11 protein-coding genes and 1 pseudogene are annotated in these 16,780 nt (G+C 69.8%); 4 read left to right on the plus strand and 8 right to left on the minus strand.

Features of this window, described 5'->3' with window-relative positions; all coding sequences use genetic code 11:
• Window positions 1-29 precede the first annotated feature (29 nt).
• Window positions 30-542: a DUF2165 domain-containing protein gene (locus ACZ4UU_RS06065; protein WP_468036873.1), complete on the plus strand. Its 513-nt coding sequence runs from the start codon at window positions 30-32 to the stop codon at window positions 540-542.
• 6 nt (window positions 543-548) lie between these two features.
• On the opposite strand, the gene ACZ4UU_RS06070 is transcribed toward ACZ4UU_RS06065, so the two are convergent.
• Window positions 549-1,709 (minus strand): DUF418 domain-containing protein, encoded by a 1,161-nt coding sequence (locus ACZ4UU_RS06070; RefSeq protein WP_468036875.1) that lies wholly within the window; start codon window positions 1,707-1,709, stop codon window positions 549-551.
• 200 nt (window positions 1,710-1,909) lie between these two features.
• Entirely contained in the window at window positions 1,910-2,338 is a 429-nt protein-coding gene (gene tnpA, locus ACZ4UU_RS06075; RefSeq protein ID WP_468036877.1) for an IS200/IS605 family transposase, read from the minus strand.
• A gap of 76 nt (window positions 2,339-2,414) precedes the next feature.
• On the opposite strand from tnpA, the gene ACZ4UU_RS06080 reads away from it, so the two are divergent.
• A complete protein-coding gene (locus tag ACZ4UU_RS06080) occupies window positions 2,415-3,656 on the plus strand; it encodes an RNA-guided endonuclease InsQ/TnpB family protein (RefSeq protein ID WP_468036879.1) in 1,242 nt (413 codons plus the stop codon).
• 35 nt (window positions 3,657-3,691) lie between these two features.
• Here the strand turns inward: ACZ4UU_RS06080 and ACZ4UU_RS06085 are convergent, their stop codons facing one another.
• The 3 genes from ACZ4UU_RS06085 to ACZ4UU_RS06095 form a co-directional block, all read right to left on the minus strand.
• Complete coding sequence (locus ACZ4UU_RS06085; RefSeq protein WP_468036881.1) at window positions 3,692-4,255, minus strand: hypothetical protein; 564 nt, start codon at window positions 4,253-4,255, stop codon at window positions 3,692-3,694.
• 78 nt (window positions 4,256-4,333) lie between these two features.
• Complete coding sequence (locus ACZ4UU_RS06090; protein ID WP_468036883.1) at window positions 4,334-6,931, minus strand: bifunctional FO biosynthesis protein CofGH; 2,598 nt, start codon at window positions 6,929-6,931, stop codon at window positions 4,334-4,336.
• A gap of 171 nt (window positions 6,932-7,102) precedes the next feature.
• The gene (locus tag ACZ4UU_RS06095) at window positions 7,103-7,951 is read right to left on the minus strand and encodes an LLM class F420-dependent oxidoreductase (RefSeq protein WP_468036884.1); all 849 of its coding nucleotides are present in this window, start codon (window positions 7,949-7,951) and stop codon (window positions 7,103-7,105) included.
• Between the two features lie 245 nt (window positions 7,952-8,196).
• Here ACZ4UU_RS06095 and ACZ4UU_RS06100 point away from each other — a divergent pair, with 245 nt between their 5' ends.
• Both ACZ4UU_RS06100 and ACZ4UU_RS06105 read left to right on the plus strand, forming a co-directional pair.
• Window positions 8,197-9,738: a CehA/McbA family metallohydrolase gene (locus ACZ4UU_RS06100; protein ID WP_468036886.1), complete on the plus strand. Its 1,542-nt coding sequence runs from the start codon at window positions 8,197-8,199 to the stop codon at window positions 9,736-9,738.
• Window positions 9,739-9,764: 26 nt separating this feature from the next.
• Window positions 9,765-9,965, plus strand: a pseudogene (locus tag ACZ4UU_RS06105) (nitroreductase/quinone reductase family protein); the annotation flags it as partial.
• Between the two features lie 13 nt (window positions 9,966-9,978).
• On the opposite strand, the gene ACZ4UU_RS06110 reads toward ACZ4UU_RS06105, so the two are convergent.
• The 3 genes from ACZ4UU_RS06110 to ACZ4UU_RS06120 form a co-directional block, all read right to left on the minus strand.
• A complete protein-coding gene (locus ACZ4UU_RS06110) occupies window positions 9,979-10,800 on the minus strand; it encodes a barstar family protein (protein WP_468036888.1) in 822 nt (273 codons plus the stop codon).
• A 179-nt stretch (window positions 10,801-10,979) separates the two neighbouring features.
• Window positions 10,980-14,504 (minus strand): ALF repeat-containing protein, encoded by a 3,525-nt coding sequence (locus tag ACZ4UU_RS06115; RefSeq protein ID WP_468037871.1) that lies wholly within the window; start codon window positions 14,502-14,504, stop codon window positions 10,980-10,982.
• 144 nt (window positions 14,505-14,648) lie between these two features.
• Entirely contained in the window at window positions 14,649-16,688 is a 2,040-nt protein-coding gene (locus ACZ4UU_RS06120) for a LamG-like jellyroll fold domain-containing protein (protein WP_468036890.1), read from the minus strand.
• Between the last annotated feature and the right edge of the window lie 92 nt (window positions 16,689-16,780).

Genomic DNA, 16,780 nt, shown 5'->3' on the forward strand with positions numbered 1-16,780 from the left:
CCCCCGGCCCAGTACGGAAAATGATCTGCATGACCACACCCCCACGCACCGCACTCCACCTGGCCGCGACCCTCCTCACCGCCACCGCGGCCCTCTACATATCCCTCGTGGCCTTCGGCAACATCACCGACTTCGGTACGAACCAGCAGTTCGTGCAGCACGTCCTGGCGATGGATACGACCTTCAAGGACGACGACCTGATGTGGAGAGCCGTCACGAGCAAGGGACTTCAGAACGCCGCCTACGTCGCGATCATCGTCTGGGAGACCGTCGCCGCGCTCGTGCTGATATACGGGACGTGGCTGTGGGCCCGGCGGGACGACGCCCGTGCCCGTCGGTTCTCCACCTACGGTCTGCTGATGCTGATGCTGCTGTTCGGTGCCGGGTTCATCGCGATCGGCGGGGAGTGGTTCGCCATGTGGCAGTCCGGGGACTGGAACGGGCTCGATGCGGCGACGCGGGTGTTCCTGTTCAGCGGTGTCGTGCTGCTCGTCAACCACCTGCCGGTCAGGCAGCCGGTGCGGGAGACCACCGACGCCTGACGGGGGTCAGTGGCGCAGTGCCCACTTCTGGACCGCCTCCAGCGGGCCCGTCGAGAAGCGCCGCAGCCACAGGGTCGAACCTGTCATCAGGACCGCGCAGACCGTGATCCACAGGCCCACGACCCACCAGGGCCCCGTGTCGCCGAGCCGTTCGGCCAGGCCCAGGCCGATGCCGTACGAGACGAGGACGCACAGCGCGTTCTGGAGGACGTAGCCGGACAGGGCGGTGCGGCCGACGGAGGTCAGGCCCGTCATGAGCGGGCCCGGCTTCCGTACCCGGTCCACCAGGGCGCCGATCAGGCCGATGTATCCGAGGGCCAGCAGCGGGGCGGCACCGTAGCGGGCCAGGAGGAAGAAGTCCGGGCCGGCCAGGGTCGCCGCCGCGTTGAGGGGCAGGCCGAGGCCCAGGCCCCAGGCCAGGAGACGGGAACGCAGTCGGCGGCCCGTCTCGTCCGCGCCGAAGGCCCCGGCACGGAACAGACGGACGCCCAGCAGGAAGAGAAAGAGCAGGAGGAAGAAGGTCAGGACCGGCTCCATGCGGAGCGCCGGCGCGTTCTCCAGGCGGAAGTTGATCTGGTCCAGGTAGCCGCCGTGCGCGTACAGGTCGACGACCTCCCCGGAGACACCGCCGCCGTCATCGCCGTCGGCCGTCGCCAGCGCCGCCGTCAGCAGGGCCATGAACGTGAGATGGAGGCCCGCCGCCCACCACATCACCCGCCGCTGCGCCCGCTCCGAGCGGGTCAGCAGCCAGGCGACGAGGAGGGCGGTGACGGCGTACCCCATGAGTACGTCCCACGCGAAGACCAGCACGAAATGCACCGTTCCCTCGGCGAACAGGAACAGCGCCCGCCACCGGTAGCGCCCCGGCCACGGCTGCCCCCGCCGCGCCGCCGAGGCGTACTGGATGGCGAGGCCGACGCCGAACAGGATCGTCAGCAGCGACAGGAACTTGCCGTTCGCCAGCACGCTGAAGACGGCTTCGACGGCTCCCGTGTCCGTCCCGGCCTCCAGGGCTCCCCACTCCGCGCCCGGCCCGGTGAAGATCCATACGTTGGTCATGAGCGTGCCCAGGATGGCGGCACCGCGCAGTACGTCGAGGAGGGGGAGCCGCCGTCCGGTGGGTGGGGTCTCCGGGGCCCGCAGGGCTCGCGCGTCCGTGTGCGTCATGCGTTCATCGTCACGGCGGCACCGCCCCGAATCGTCATCAGCGAAGCCGAACCTGCCGTACGTCGAAGGATGCAGAAGGCGGGCGCCGACCGGTGATCTCGGCCGGTGCCCCCGCGTTCACGCGGGGGGGTGCAGGTCATCCTAAGACTGCTCTGACGTCAGGTTGAGGTACGGGTCTGTACTGGTGCGGTCAGCCGGAGTCATTCGGAGCGCCGCTGGCTCTCGATGTACTGGCGTACGACGGTCAGCGGTGCCCCGCCGCACGATCCGGCGAAGTACGACCTGGACCAGAAGCGGCCGTGCGTGATCGCCTGGCTGACCTGGCCCGTGTACTCCTGCCGCAGCCGCCGTGAGGAGACGCCCTTCAGGGAGTTGACCAACTTCGACAGGGCGACCTTGGGCGGGTAGTGCACGAGCAGGTGGACGTGATCGCGTTGGCCGTTGAACTCCTTCAGCTCCGACTCGAAGTCCGCGCACACCTCCCGCATGATCTCTTCGCAGCGTTCGAGCATGGCCGGGGTGAAGACTCCACGCCGATACTTCGTGACAAACACCAAGTGCACGTGAAGGTGGTAAACGACGTGCGCCGAGCGCCTGATATCGAGGGCCGCTTCCCATCGTGGTGACATGCACCAAGGCTATGGTGATCACCTTTCCGGCCAACAAATAGGATGCGGAGGGGAGTTGAAGCAGCAGCGTGGCCACATGGTCCGGCTTTACCTCACCCCCGCCCAGGCGTTGGCCGCCGACGAGCAGGGACACGCAGCCCGCACCATGTGGAACCTCGTCCACGACTGGTGGACGATGCTCCCCAAGGACAAGCGGAACCTTGCTGCCGCCGATGCGGCGATTCGCCAGGGCCGCAAAGAACTTCCCTGGCTCGGCGTCCTCCCCGCACAAGCCGCGCAGGCCGTACTCAAGACGTACTTCCGCGCCTGGGTGAACTATTGGGAAGGCCGCGCCGACGCCCCGAACTTCAAAGGCCGTTTTCGGTCCCACATGGCCATCGACATCCCCCAGGGCCGCGACCTGCAGATCGTGCGCCTGAACCGGCGCTGGGGTCGCATGTGGGTGCCGAAGATCGGACACGTCCTCTTCCGCTGGACCCGTGACCTTCCCGTGGGCAAACACGCCGACAAGCTGAACAAAGTCACCGGTGCCCGCCTCGTGAAGGAAGCCGAAGGCTGGCGCGTCGTCTTCCGCGTCCAGCGCGAGGTACTCGAACCGGCCGAGCACACCGGGCCGACCGTCGGCATCGACCGGGGCATCACCAAGCCCCTCGCCCTCTCGGACGGAACCTTCCGCGAACACGGCCCCTGGCTCAGCGAGGGCGAGAAAGAGCGGCTGCGCCGCCTGGAGAAGAAGTCGGCCCGACAGCGCCGGAACCGTAAAAAGGGCGAGAAGACAAGTCGTCGCCTCGCCCGCACCTATGACCAGATCGCCAAGCTCCGCGCAACAGCCAAGCGCCGAGCCGTCGACTGGCAGCACAAGACCACCACCGAGATCACCGAGACCTTCTCTCGTATCGGGGTGGAAGACCTGACCATCACCAACATGGTCAAGTCCGCCCGGGGAACCGTAGAAGCCCCCGGAAAGAACGTCCGCCAAAAGGCCGGACTGAACCGCGCCATCGCCGGTGAGGCGTGGGGCCGCACGGTGACCCTGCTGGAGTACAAGGCCGCCCAGCACGGTGGCAGCATCGTCAAGGTCCCGGCCGCGAACACCTCACGCCGCTGCTCAGCATGCGGGTTCATCATCCCCGGCAGCCGGGAGACACAGGCCCGCTTCGCCTGCAAGGCAGACGGCTGCGGATACGAGGCGAACGCGGACACCAACGCAAGCCGCAACATAGATCACGCCGCCGGATCGGCGGTGTCAGGACGTGGAGCCGGAGCCGATGGGCAGGCTGTGAAGCGTCAACCACCCACTCAGCCGCACGCGGCCTGAGAAGGGATTCCGCCCCGTTCACGGGGCGGAGGAGATCAATTGACCACGACCACCGCCGTGCCCGTCTCCCCGAACGTCCACAGCGCATCGCCGTCGGCCGCGCGCGTGCGGACCCCGCCGGTCTGCCTGCCCTCGGCGGGCGGGGGCGAGGAGCCGTCCACGGCGTTGGAGAAGGCGATGGAGACGCCGGACTTCGCGGCGAAGTAGATGATGTTCTCGATCTGCACGCCGTCCGAGCCCGTGGTGGCCATGGTGCGCGACGACACCGCGTAGGTGCCGGGGTCCGGGTTCACCGTGCCGGGCCAGACGGTGAAGGTACGGCGGGCCGCGTCGCTCGCGTCGACCAGCCACACCCGCTTCTGGCCGAGGGAGTACACGACCCGGCGCCCTGTGCCCGAGCCGTCCGGCACTGCGGGGGACTCGGCGGACTTCGACGGGGCGGGGCTCGCGCCCGGCGACGCCGACGCGCTCGGGCGGGCCGCCGCCGTGGCCGTCGGATGCGGCCCCTTGTCGGCCTGCACGGCGAGGACGGTGACGGCGGCTATCGCTCCCACCGTCAGACCGGTCACCCAGACCTTGGGAGCAGGCACGGCACGCATCTCCTCAGCTGCACAAGCTACGGGAACCCCTCCAGCGGGGGTCGGATCATCGTACCGACCCCCGCGGGGCGGACTTCCTCAGTCCAGCACCGGCAGCAGCTCCGGCAGATGCCCGTCCGACGCCGCCGCCGCCCGCTGCCGTTCCTCCGGGACCTCGCCGTAGAGGGTCGTGCGGGGCTTCGCGGGACGCCCGGCCGCCTCGGCGACGGCCACCAGGTCGCGTACCGACTTGTAGGAGCCGTACGACGAACCCGCCATCCGCGAGATCGTCTCCTCCATCAGCGTGCCGCCCAGGTCGTTGGCGCCGGAGCGGAGCATCTCCGCCGCGCCCTCCGTGCCCAGCTTGACCCAGCTGGTCTGGATGTTCGGGATCCAGGGGTGCAGGAGCAGACGGGCCATCGCCGTCACCGCGCGGTTGTCGCGGGTCGTCGGGCCCGGGCGGGCGATGCCGGCCAGGTACACCGGGGCGTTGGTGTGGATGAAGGGGAGGGTCACGAACTCCGTGAAGCCGCCCGTGCGTTGCTGGATGCCGGCCAGGGTGCGCAGATGGCCGAGCCAGTGGCGGGGCTGGTCGACATGGCCGTACATCATCGTGGACGAGGAGCGGATGCCGAGCTCGTGCGCGGTCGTCACCACCTCGATCCACGTGGCCGTCGGCAGCTTGCCCTTGGTCAGGATCCAGCGGACCTCGTCGTCGAGGATCTCGGCGGCGGTGCCGGGGATGGAGTCCAGGCCGGCCTCCTTCGCGGCGCTCAGCCACTCCCTGATCGACATGCCGGTGCGGGTGGCGCCGTTCACGACCTCCATCGGCGAGAAGGCGTGCACGTGCATGCCGGGCACGCGCTCCTTCACGGCCTTCGCGATGTCGAAGTACGCCGTCCCGGGCAGGTCCGGATGGATGCCGCCCTGCATGCAGACCTCCACCGCGCCCACGTCCCAGGCCTGTTGGGCACGGTCGGCGACCTGGTCCAGGGAGAGGGTGTAGGCGTCGGCGTCCGTGCGGCGCTGGGCGAAGGCGCAGAAGCGGCAGCCGGTGTAGCAGACGTTGGTGAAGTTGACGTTGCGGGTGACGATGTACGTGACGTCGTCGCCGACCGCCGATTTGCGGACGTCGTCGGCGGTGCGGGTGAGCGCGTCCAGTGCCGGTCCGTCCGCGTGCAGCAGCGCCAGGGCCTCGGCGTCGGTCAGCTTCGTCGGGTCGTCGGCTGCGACCCGCAGCGCCTGGCGGACGTCGGTGTCGATGCGCTCCGGCACCATCCCGGGCGCGGCGGCCTCGCGCAGGGCGCCCCAGTCGCCGTACACCACGTCGAAGTCGTCGCGCCGGTCGGACGTACGGCCCTCGGTGTCGATGGTGGCGTGCAGATCCGTACGGCCGGACGCGACGAAGGCTTCCTCGGGCTCCTGCCACGGGTGCCCCTCGACGACCGCGTCCGGACGTGCCAGGCCCGTCTGCGGGTCGGCGAGCGCCCGGACGTGCGGAAGCAGCCGCGGGTCCAGCCAGGGCTCGCCGCGCTGTACGAACTCCGGGTAGACGCAGAGCCGTTCCCGCAGCTCGAAGCCTGCCGCCGCCGAGCGCTCGGCGAGTTCCTCGATCTGCGGCCAGGGGCGTTCGGGGTTGACGTGGTCGATGGTCAGCGGGGAGACGCCGCCCCAGTCGTCTATGCCGGCCCGGATCAGCCGCTCGTACTCGGAGTCGACGAGGTTGGGCGGCGCCTGGAGGCAGGCGCTCGGGCCCATGATGTGCCGGGCGACGGCCACCGTGGCGACCAGTTCGTCGAGTTCCGCGTCCGGCATGCCGCGCATCGCGGTGTCCGGCTTGGCGCGGAAGTTCTGGATGATCAGTTCCTGGATGCCGTGGTAGGCCCGGGAGACTTTGCGGAGCGCGAAGAGGGACTCGGCCCGCTCCTCGTACGTCTCGCCGATGCCGATGAGGAGCCCGGAAGTGAAGGGCACGGAGGAACGGCCCGCGTCCTCCAGCACCCGCAGCCGTACGGCGGGTTCCTTGTCCGGGGAGCCGTGGTGCGGGCCGCCGGGCTCGGACCACAGGCGGGTCGCGGTGGTCTCCAGCATCATGCCCATGGACGGGGCGACCGGCTTCAGGCGCTGGAAGTCGGTCCAGGTCATGACGCCCGGGTTGAGGTGGGGCAGCAGGCCCGTCTCCTCCAGGATGCGGATGGAGATGGCGCGGACGTAGGCGATGGTGTCGTCGTAGCCGTGCGCGTCGAGCCATTCGCGGGCCTCGGGCCAGCGGTCCTCGGGCTTGTCGCCGAGGGTGATGAGGGCTTCCTTGCAGCCGAGGGCGGCGCCCTTGCGGGCGATGTCGAGGACCTCGTCCGGCGACATGAACATCCCGTGCCCGGCGCGGCGCAGTTTGCCCGGGACGGTGACGAAGGTGCAGTAGTGGCACTTGTCACGGCACAGCCGGGTGAGGGGGATGAAGACGCTCTTCGAGTACGTGATGACGCCGGGACGCTCCGCTTGGTCGAGGCCGGCGTCTCGTACGCGGCCGGCGGACGCGACGAGGTCGTCCAGGGCCTCGCCGCGGGCCTGGAGCAGTACGGCGGCCTCGGAGACGTCGAGGGCGACACCGTCCCGGGCGCGTTTGAGGGCGCGACGCATGGAGTTCTCGGTGGGGCCAGGTGTCGAGCCGGTTCCGGGGGTCGCGGGAGTCGTCATTCCTTGAGCATACGTTCGGGCTCTGCCGGTTCAGCGGGGGTCGGGGATGGCCGTGGGACCTATGGTGCGTTGCCGGGTACGGGTGCCGTTGTGGCTGGTCGCGCCCACACGGCGGAGCCGCACGTCGATACGGCCCCGCGCCCCCGAACGGGTTGGCTGACTGCCCCTGGTCTACAAGTACTCGGCGTAGTCGTCCAGTACTCGCAGCACGTCCGCCTCCCCTGCCGGAGGCAGCTGCACCACAACCTCCTCGATGCCCAGCTCGGCATAGTGCGCGAGCTTCCCCGCACTGGGATACACCGCGTACGGCACCACCTGGAGAGCGTTCGGATCGCGCCCGGCGTCCGCCCAGGCGGACCTGAGCACAGGCAAGGTTTCGGACAATCCGCGGCCGCCGATCGGCATCCAGCCGTCCGCGTACTCGCTGATGTGCGTGAACAGCTTGGGACCGGCCGCCCCGCCGATGAGCGTGCGGGGGCCGTTGACCTTCGGGGCGCGCGGCTTCTGCACCGGCTTGGGGAAGGCGTAGCTGGCCCGGACGCCGCCGAACTCACCTTCGTACGCCGTGGGTTCGTCCGTCCACAGCGCCCGCATCAGGGCCATTCGGTCGCGGACCAGCTCGCGCCGGGTCCGCCAGTCCACGCCGTGGTCGGCGGCCTCCTCCACGTTCCAGCCGAAGCCGAGGCCGAGGGTGAACCGGCCGCCGGAGAGGTGGTCCAGGGTGGCGATCTGCTTGGCCAGGTCGATCGGGTCGTGCTGGGCGACCAGGGTGATGCCGGTGCCGAGGCCGAGCCGTTCGGTGACGGCGGCGGCCTGGCCGAGGGTGACGAATGGGTCGAGGGTGCGGCCGTACTCGGGCGGCAGCTCGCCGCCGGCCGGGTACGGGGTGGTCCGCTCGACGGGGATGTGGGTGTGCTCGGGCAGGTACAGCCCGGCGAACCCGCGCTGCTCCAGCTCACGGGCGAGCCGGATCGGGGTGATGGTCTCGTCGGTGAGGAAGATCGTGACGGAGATGCGCATGACTGCATCTGTACCGCGCGACCGCCCAGATGTCCATACCGACCGGTCGGAACAGATTCCACCTCTGTCGCCCGGAACGGATTCGCCTCTGTCGCCCGGAACGGATTCACCTCTGTCGGCCGGCTCCCGATTGTCTGCCGATTCCCTTCCCTTGTACGGGAGTTCACGGCTGAATACGAGAGTTGCACGCACCACCACTGCACCACCCACGCCCTGTCACTCACGACGACCTGGGGAGCAGCAGCATGTGCGAGGACAATCACGCGGGCCACACGGGTCACCCGGGCGGCCACGCCGGCCTGGGAAGACGCGCGCTGTTCGTGACGGGCGCGGCCACCGCGCTTACGTTGGGAAGCGTGACCTTCGCTTCAGGCGCCGACGACACCCAGGACGCGGAGACCCGCACGGTGCGGGGCACCCTGCCGCCCGGGTCCCCCGACTTCGTGTACCTGCCGGTCGAAGTACCGGCCGGGGTACGGGAGATCAAGGTCTCCTACACCTATGAGAAGCCGTCCGTCCCGGCCGGCACCCCCGGCAACGCCCTCGACATCGGCATCTTCGACTGGCGCGGCACCGAGCTCGGCGGCCGTGGTTTCCGGGGCTGGTCGGGCGGGGCGCGCACGGAGTTCTTCATCCGGGCTGACGAGGCGACGCCGGGGTACGTGCCGGGCCCGGTGCGCGAGGGCACGTGGCACATCGCGCTGGGCCCCTACACGGTGGCGCCGCAGGGGCTGCCGTACGAGGTCACCGTCACGCTGACGTACGGCGAGCCCGGCGAGGTCGTCGAGCCCACGTACCCGCCGGACCGGGCGAAGGGCCGGGGCCGGGCCTGGTACCGGGGCGACTGCCATCTGCACTCCTGGTTCTCCGACGGCCGCCGTACGCCGGCCGAGATCGCGGCGCTGGCGCGGGCGGCGGGGCTGGACTTCATCAACAGCTCGGAGCACAACACCCACTCGGCGCACGCGCACTGGGCGGACCTGGCCGGCGACGACCTGCTGATCATGCTGGGCGAGGAGGTCACGACCCGCAACGGCCACGTGGTGGCACTCGGCACCGAACCCGGCACCTTCGTGGACTGGCGCTACCGGGCCCGGGACAACCGCTTCGGCCGGTTCGCCCGGCAGATCCGCAAGGCCGGCGGCCTCGTCGTACCCGCCCACCCGCACGCCACCTGCGTCGGCTGCAACTGGAAGTTCGGCTTCGGCGAGGCGGACGCGGTCGAGGTGTGGAACGGGCCGTACACGCCGGACGACGAGGTGAGCCTGGCCGACTGGGACAGCATGCTGGTGGCCTCGGTGCGGGAGGGCCGTGACTGGATCCCGGCCATGGGCAACAGCGACGCCCACCGCGACCCCGACCCGGTCGGCAGCCCGCAGACGGTGGTCCTGGCGGACGACCTGACGCGCGAGGCGATCCAGGAGGGCATCCGGGCGGGGCGGTCGTACGTGGCCGAGTCGAAGAACGTGTCGCTGGCCTTCGGCGTGTCCGGCGCGAGGGGCGAGCACGCCGGCATCGGTGAACGGCTGAAGGTCGACCGGAACAGCCCGGTGACGGTCCGCCTGGAGGCCTCGGGCGCCCCCCGCTGCACGGTCCGCTTCGTGACCGACCAGGGCGTCCTGTTCACCAGCCCACCGCTGCCGGTGGCCGGTTCGGGGGTCGTGGAGTGGCGTACGACGCCCTCCTACGCGGCCTACGTGCGGGCGGAGCTGCGGCACGAGGCTGCGGTGGGACCGCTGCCGGGGGCGTTGGCGGCGTTCACGAACCCGATCTTTCTGGGACGCTAGTACCGCGGACGGGCACATGGGCCCCCAGAACTCAGTACGTCCGCAACATCCGCGCGGACCCGCGCGTGCGGGTGCGGATCGGGGGCCGGTGGCACGAGGGAACGGCCCACGTCCTCCCCGCCGACGACCCCGTGGCCCGCCTGCGCACGCTGCCCCGTTCCAACAGCGCGGTGGTGCGGCTGGTGGGGACGGACTTGCCGACGGTGCGGGTGGATCTCGAGGATTGAGGACATCCACCAGTCACCGCAGGGCTACGTGGACGCCCCGCTCCTCGAAGATCTCCAGCAGCCGGTCGAACTCGGTCGCCTCGCCCTCATCGGTGGGACTGTGCTCCACCAACCGTGCTCTGGCCTCGACCGAGTTCTCCATCTGCAGGGTGAACGGAGGCGATGCGCCCCAGCCGCCGCTCAGGCAGTCGTCCACAGCAGAGAGGTTCCAACCGAAGTAGCCGCCCGGCCCGTTGATGGCTTCACCGAGCGCGCAGTAGAAGCCGTCCATGTCGACCACGTGCCGCCCGTCCAGCGTGAACACCTGGCCGGAGGGAGCGTCGGCTTTCCCCCGGCGTCGATACTCCCGGGACCACAACGCGACCGACAGCCACGCCCGCCTGCCCTCGGCGTCGAGTTCGTGCCACATCCCGGTGCGATCCAGGCGACCCTCCCGGATCAGGTCCCACACATCGCCTGCTCCCCGCAGAGCGTCGTCACACCACAACGTCACCGTGAGATCCACGAGGTCTGCTCCGCAGGCGGAGGGCTGGACGTCGACAACGGTCACCCAGTTGACGAAATAAGACCCCATGGTGGCACCGTCGGCGTCAAGGATGTCGAACGAGGCGTTCCCCGCCTCGGCACGACGAGTGCCGACGTGGTCGAGGCTCTTCAGCAGACCGCCCTGTGGAGAGCAGCCCGTGAGGAGCACTCGACGTGCCCCGTCCTCTTCCCCCGGCAGCGGCGTGAAGAACCCCTCGGCCTCGCGAGCAAAGCCCCAGAAGTCGGTCTCGTCCTCGTCCGAGGTCAGAGCGTACTTCTGGCCCTCGCCGCCTCGACCTGATGTTCGCATCACACTTCCTTATGAGGACACTGATTCTACCGACGCTCCGCGACCTCGACACAGCCGGCCCGTCGCGCCCGCCCAGACCTGGCCAAGGCACTGCTCGGGATGCGCCTCAGGTCACCTTCGGTCAGCCTGAGGCGCATCCTGGACTCGGCGCCCTCCTCCGCTACCGCCGCATTGCTCGACTACCGCCAGCCGTCATCGGGGAAATGCGGCGCAGTAAATGGCTTGATCGTCTTGTAGTGGTCCTTCGACCATCCCATGACCTTCCTACCGTCAGGAAGGGTCTTCACCAGGATGCGAGCGTTGTTGGGATCGGCGCCCGGCACGTTGAATTCCAGAGCACCGGCCCAAGGCTTCTCATGGACCGCATCTCCCCTGAAAACCTTCTGCATTCCGGTTTCGTCGTCGATCCTCGGCGATCCCCTCCCCGCCCTGATCTCCTCGTAGGCATGCACGTACTTCTTGCTCAGTCCCTGCGGCAATTTGTCCGACAGGCGGCCGTTGGGGCACTTGGCGGCGGCCGCCCGGACGGTGGCCGCCGCCGACCTCGCGCGCTGGTCGGACATCGGAGCGCGTGCGCCCGACACGGAGACCGTGGCCTTCTCACATGACTTCAGCCCCTTCAGCGCCTTGATCTTGAGGGCACTGAGTACGAGGTCGTCAAGACACTTCGCCTTGACTTTCTGGAGGCATTCCTCGATTTCGAACGCACCGGTGTACCAGGCGACCAGACGTTCAAGGTAAGTACTTTCGGTGCACCCGCCTATCACCCCGGGACCGCCGCTGGCGCAGATGAGAATCGTCTCGCCCGGCCGCAGGTCCCCGCTCGTCACGATGTTCTTTTCGGCCTCGTACAGCCGTTTCGTGATGAGCTTCTGCCACTCCTTCTCGGAGAGGGGTTTGTCGTCCTCACCCAGCTCCTTCTGGATCTGGGCCTTCAGCTCCGCGACCAGTTTGTCGGCCGCGGTCTTCATGGCCTGGGTCGCGGCCTTGGCTGCCGCCTTGGCGTCCTTGCCCGCGGCGGCGGCGGATTCGGCTGCCTGGTACGCCGCGGTATTGGCCTGGGAGGCATAGCTCGAGGCCAGGCCGGCGGACCTCACGGCCTGCTCCGCGGAGCGGTTGGCCGCTCGCGCGTCCGCTCGTGCGGAAGCGGCCGCGCTCTGGGCCTTCTTGGCGGACTCGGCGGCACGTTCTGCCGACTTGGCCGCCTGATCGGCGGACCTGTCCGCCTGCTCGGCGTAGTCGGCGGCCTCGTCGGCGGACTTCTGGGCCTTGTCGGCCCACTTGACGGCTTCGGCGGCGTCCTTTCGAGCCTGGGCGGCCACCCGCTGGGCCTCGGCGGCGTCCTTGTGGGCGAGTGCGGCCGACCGGTCGGCCGCCGCCAGGAGGATGTCGATCTCGGCGATGTGGGCGGCGGCGTTGGCGTCGCGCTGCTGTGCCTTGTACAGACCGGTCTGCAGGAACGCCCGCTGGTGCGACGGCGGTCCCGACAGCGCGGCCTGCGCCGCTGCCTTGACCTCGGGTCCACCGGCTGCCATGGCCTGGGAGACCGCGACGCGGTCGTCCTCCTCGCGGGCCTTGTACTGGCCGACTTCCAGGAACTGGTGCACGTCGGAGGCGGTACCGTCCAGGGCCTTGTTGGCGGCGGCCTTCACGCCCGGCCCGCCCTTCGCCATGATCTGGGCCACAGCGACACGGTCGTCGTGCTCCTTGCCCGGGTAGGCCCGGGTGCGCAGGAACTCCCTCACCTGGTCGATCGGTTTGTCCAGTACGGCCACGGCGGCCTGCTGCTGCGCCTGCTTGTCGGTGGTGGTGGCGATGTGCCCCGCACTGGCGCGGTCGTCCTGCTCCATGGCCACCGTCAGACCGTCGCGCACGAACTCGGTCACGTCCGCGTCCGTGCCCTCAAGGGTTGTCTCGGCGGCGACACGGGTCCAGGCCCCGCCCGTGGTGAGCAGGTTGACCGCGAGTTCCCGGCCCTTGGCTGCCACGACCTTCGGGTCGGTGGCCGTGGTGGCTTCTTCCCGCAGCTTCTGCGTCGCGGCGTTGAGCTGCTGGATCCGCCCGGCCTCCCACTCGGCGACAGTGACCCGGCGGTCATAGGCCCTCTTGGCCTCCTCGGCAGCCAGGACGTTCTCGTCCTGCTGCTGGGCCAGGCGTTCGGCGTCGGCCTTGCGGGCGAGTTCCGCGACGGTCTTGGCCTGGTTGGCTGCCTTCTGTGCGTTGTTGGCGGCCTCGGTGGCCGCGTTCGCCGCAGCCGTGGACTCCTTTGCGGCGTCCACCGCCTTGCCCGCCTCGTCGGCGGCCTTGTTCGCCGCGATGGCGGCGGCCTCGGCATGGTCCGCGGCGTCATTGGCGGCCTTGCGCGACTGCCGGGCGGCCGTGGCCGCCTGCTTGGCGTTGGCCTGGGATGCGTTGGCGGCACGCGTGGCCTGGCCGGCGAGCCGGTTGGCCCTGGTCGCCGCCGCCTGCGCCTCGGTGGACTTGGAGCCTGCTTCACCCGCCCAGCGTCCGGCCTCGGCGGCAGCCGTCGCGGCAGCAGCCGCGTTGACCCCCGCGCTGGCCGCGGCTCCGGCCGCCTGCCCCGCGGCCTCGGCCGCGATCCCGGCCTGCTCGGCCGCGTCAGCCGCCTTCCGTGCCCCGTCCGCCGCATCGTTGGCCTTCACCGCCGCCTGCCGGGCCTGCTGCGCCCGGCTGGCGTCAGTGGCCGCCGCCGCGGCGGCGTGCCTGGCCGAGGACGCCGCGCCGCCGGCCCGGCTGGCCGCGTAGGCCGCCTGGGTCGCGGCCGTCGCGGCCGCCCTGGCGGCCTTGTTGGCCGCCGCCGCGGCGGACATCGCCGTACGCGCCGCCTGAGCCGCCCGGTCAGCCGCAGCCGCCGCCCGCGACGCTGCCGCCGCGGCCTTGCCGGCCGAATTCTTGGCCTCCTGGGCCTCCTTCGCCGCGACCTGTGCCGCTTCCTTGGCCCGCTTTGTCGCCTTCTCCGCCTTGGCGGCTTCCTCCTTGGCCTCCTCGGTCAGCTTCGTGGCCTGCTTCTGTGCCTGGTCCGCCAGTTTGGCCAACTGGGAGACGCTGAGCGCCTCCTGGTCCCGCGCGGCCGCGACCTGCCACCCATGGTCCAGGAACTCCTGGACGTCCTCGGCGGAACCGTTCAGAGCCTGCTGTGCGAGCTTCTTCACATTCGGGCCGCCCGCAGTCATCAGCTGCGAGGTCTGGACCTGGTTGTCCGCTTCGCGCGCCGTGTCCTGACCCCGGTCGATGAACGCGCGCCAGTCGTCGGCCGAACCGTCCAGCGCCTTGTTGGCCGCGGCCTTCACACCCGGGCCGCCGGCGGCCATGATCTGCGCCACCTCGACACGCAGATCGTCGTCATAGGGCTGGATGAAGGCCTCGTTCAGGAATGCCTGGAGTTCCTCGACCCCGCCGTCCAGCGCCTCGTTGGCCGCCGCACGCACACCCGGACCGCCGATGGCCATGATCTGGGCGACCTGCACCCGCAGGTCCTGCTCCTCCAGAACCGGAAGATCCTGGGACAGGAAGGTACGGACGTCGTCGTCCGAACCCACCAGAGCGGCCTCGGCCGCCCGGCGCACCCCGGGACCGCCGTATTCCCATGCCGCCAGGACGTCCGATCTCTCGTACACCTGCATCTCGTCGGCCGCGGCAGGACTCAGGTCCATGCCCACGGCCAGTGCCAGGGACATCAGCATGGCCACGACGCCGCGCCGTCCCGACGCACCTCTCAACCTGCTTTTCAAAGCCTTCCTCTCCTTGGTCACATGAGTCGGCTGACAAACTCCGGCCCCCCAGGGGCCGTACGCCGGGCCGAGAAGGGAGCGGAACGTCGCCGAGAACTACTTCTCGACGCAGTGGGATTGCCGCCACTCCCGGAATCCGTCCGGCCGGTCGGTGATGACGCCGTCGACTCCCCAGGAGGCCGCGGTCTTCCATTCACTCGTGCTGTTGATCGTCCACACGAACACGTCGACGTCGGCCGCCCTGAGCTGGTCCACCACCGCGGGCCGGGCCGCGAGACCGTTGAGCTTCACGGCATAGGTGCCGAGCGAGAACGCGCGGGCCGTGGCCACGGGGTTGGCGTCGAGTTGCGACCGGAGCAAGGCGACCTTGGTCCCGTACGGTGAGGCCGCCGCGTCCCGCACCACGTCCTCGTCGAAGGACTGGAGCAGCGTCCGATCGGTCATCCCGGCCTCGGAGACCAGCCGGAGGGCGTGGTCGACGGCCGCGGAGGTCTGTGGCCCCTTGATCTCCAGCAGCAGCCGGGCGGACCTGGGCTTGAGGGAGGACAGCGCCTGTTCCAGCGTGGGGACGCTTCCACCGCCCGTCACCGTGAGCCTGGATATCTCCTCGGCGGTGAGTTGGTCGACGCGTCCCGTGCCGTCAGTCGTCCGGTCCACGGTGTCGTCGTGCATGAGGACCGGATGGCCGTCCTTGGTGAACTGCACATCGGTCTCGACCCAGTCCGCACCGCGATCGACGGCCGCCTCCAGGGAGGCGATCGTGTTCTCCGGGGCGATCTCGGGTGCGCCCCGGTGCCCGATCGCGTACGTACGGGAGCAGCCGATCACGACGGGCCTGTCCCAGACGCGTACGGCGTCGACGGTTCCGGCGAAGTGCTCCTGGAAGGTGCCCTGGTAGAACACCCGGCCGATCTGCAGTCCGCCCGACGCGCGCCACGGGGTGGTGAAGTCGACCGCCGCCTGGGGCTTGCCGTTCACGAACAGCTGGATCTTCTTGGCCGTTGCGTCGTACACCCCGGCCAGATGCGTCCACACCCCGGTCTGCGCCACGTCCGTACTCATCGACCGGACGATCGCCGTGTCGTCGGCGTCTTTGGAGTGCCGGTTGAACACCCACTTGTCGGAGGACTTGGAGTAGTACAGCTGGAACCCGCTGGCCCGATTACCCGCCTGCGACAGGAACGTGTGATTCCTGTCCTTGCTGTCGAGCTTCACCCACGCCGACACCGAGAACGACTTCGTCGTGTCCACCACCGCACCCGCCGTGGCCGCGTACGCAGACGACCCGTTCAGCCTCAACCCGGTGCCGGTTCTGCCCGCGACACCGAGCTCGGCCCCGCCCCCGGCCAACGTCGCCACCGGACCGGCGCCCATGCCCCCACTGACCCGTGTGGCACCGGGGCCCTCGTCCAGCGGGAACGACGCCAACTCCTGTAGTCGCTCCGGCAATTCGCCGCCGTACATGGATGTCGCGTCGGCCTGCGTCAGGACCGACTGAACCGTCCGCACGTCATCGATGAGGCCGGCCGCGTTCTCCTTCCATGCGCCCTGCCAGCGCAGCCTGCCGATCTGCAGACCGCCAGTGGCCCGCCAGGCGGCGGTGACCGGCACCGACTGCTGGAGCCGGCCGTTCACGAACAGCGACAGCGTCTGCTTGCCCGCGTCATAGGAGCCGATCAGATGGGTCCAAACCCCCGGCTGCGCGGCATCCTTGCTCAGCGCGCGGACGATATCCGTGTCATCGCTGTCCGTGGCGTGCCGGTTGAACACCCACTTGTCGAAGGACTTGGAGTAGTACAGCTGGAACCCGCTGGCCCGATTACCCGCCTGCGACAGGAACGTGTGGTTGCTGTCCTTGTCGTCCAGCTTCACCCACGCCGACACCGAGAACGACTTCGTCGTGTCCACCACCGGACCGGCCGTGGCCGCGTACGCCGTCGTCCCGTTCAGCTTCAGCGCCGAACCGACCTTGCCCACAGCACCCGGCTCGGCACCACCGGCCAGCGCCGCCGTGAACTCCCGCGCCGCACCCCCCAGCACACGCCGCGACCCGGCACCCTCGTCCAGACCGAAAGCCGCTGTCTCGGCGGGACCGGCCGACCGGGCGGAGTGTGCCTGCGCCGGGGGCGATGCCACGGGCCGGGCAGTCGCAGCGGTTGCCGGCAGGGCCGTGGCCAACGCTGTTGTCACTGTTAACGGCAGCACGAAGCTGCTCTTGAGTCTCATCA

This window comes from Streptomyces sp. NPDC028907, assembly GCF_055564995.1.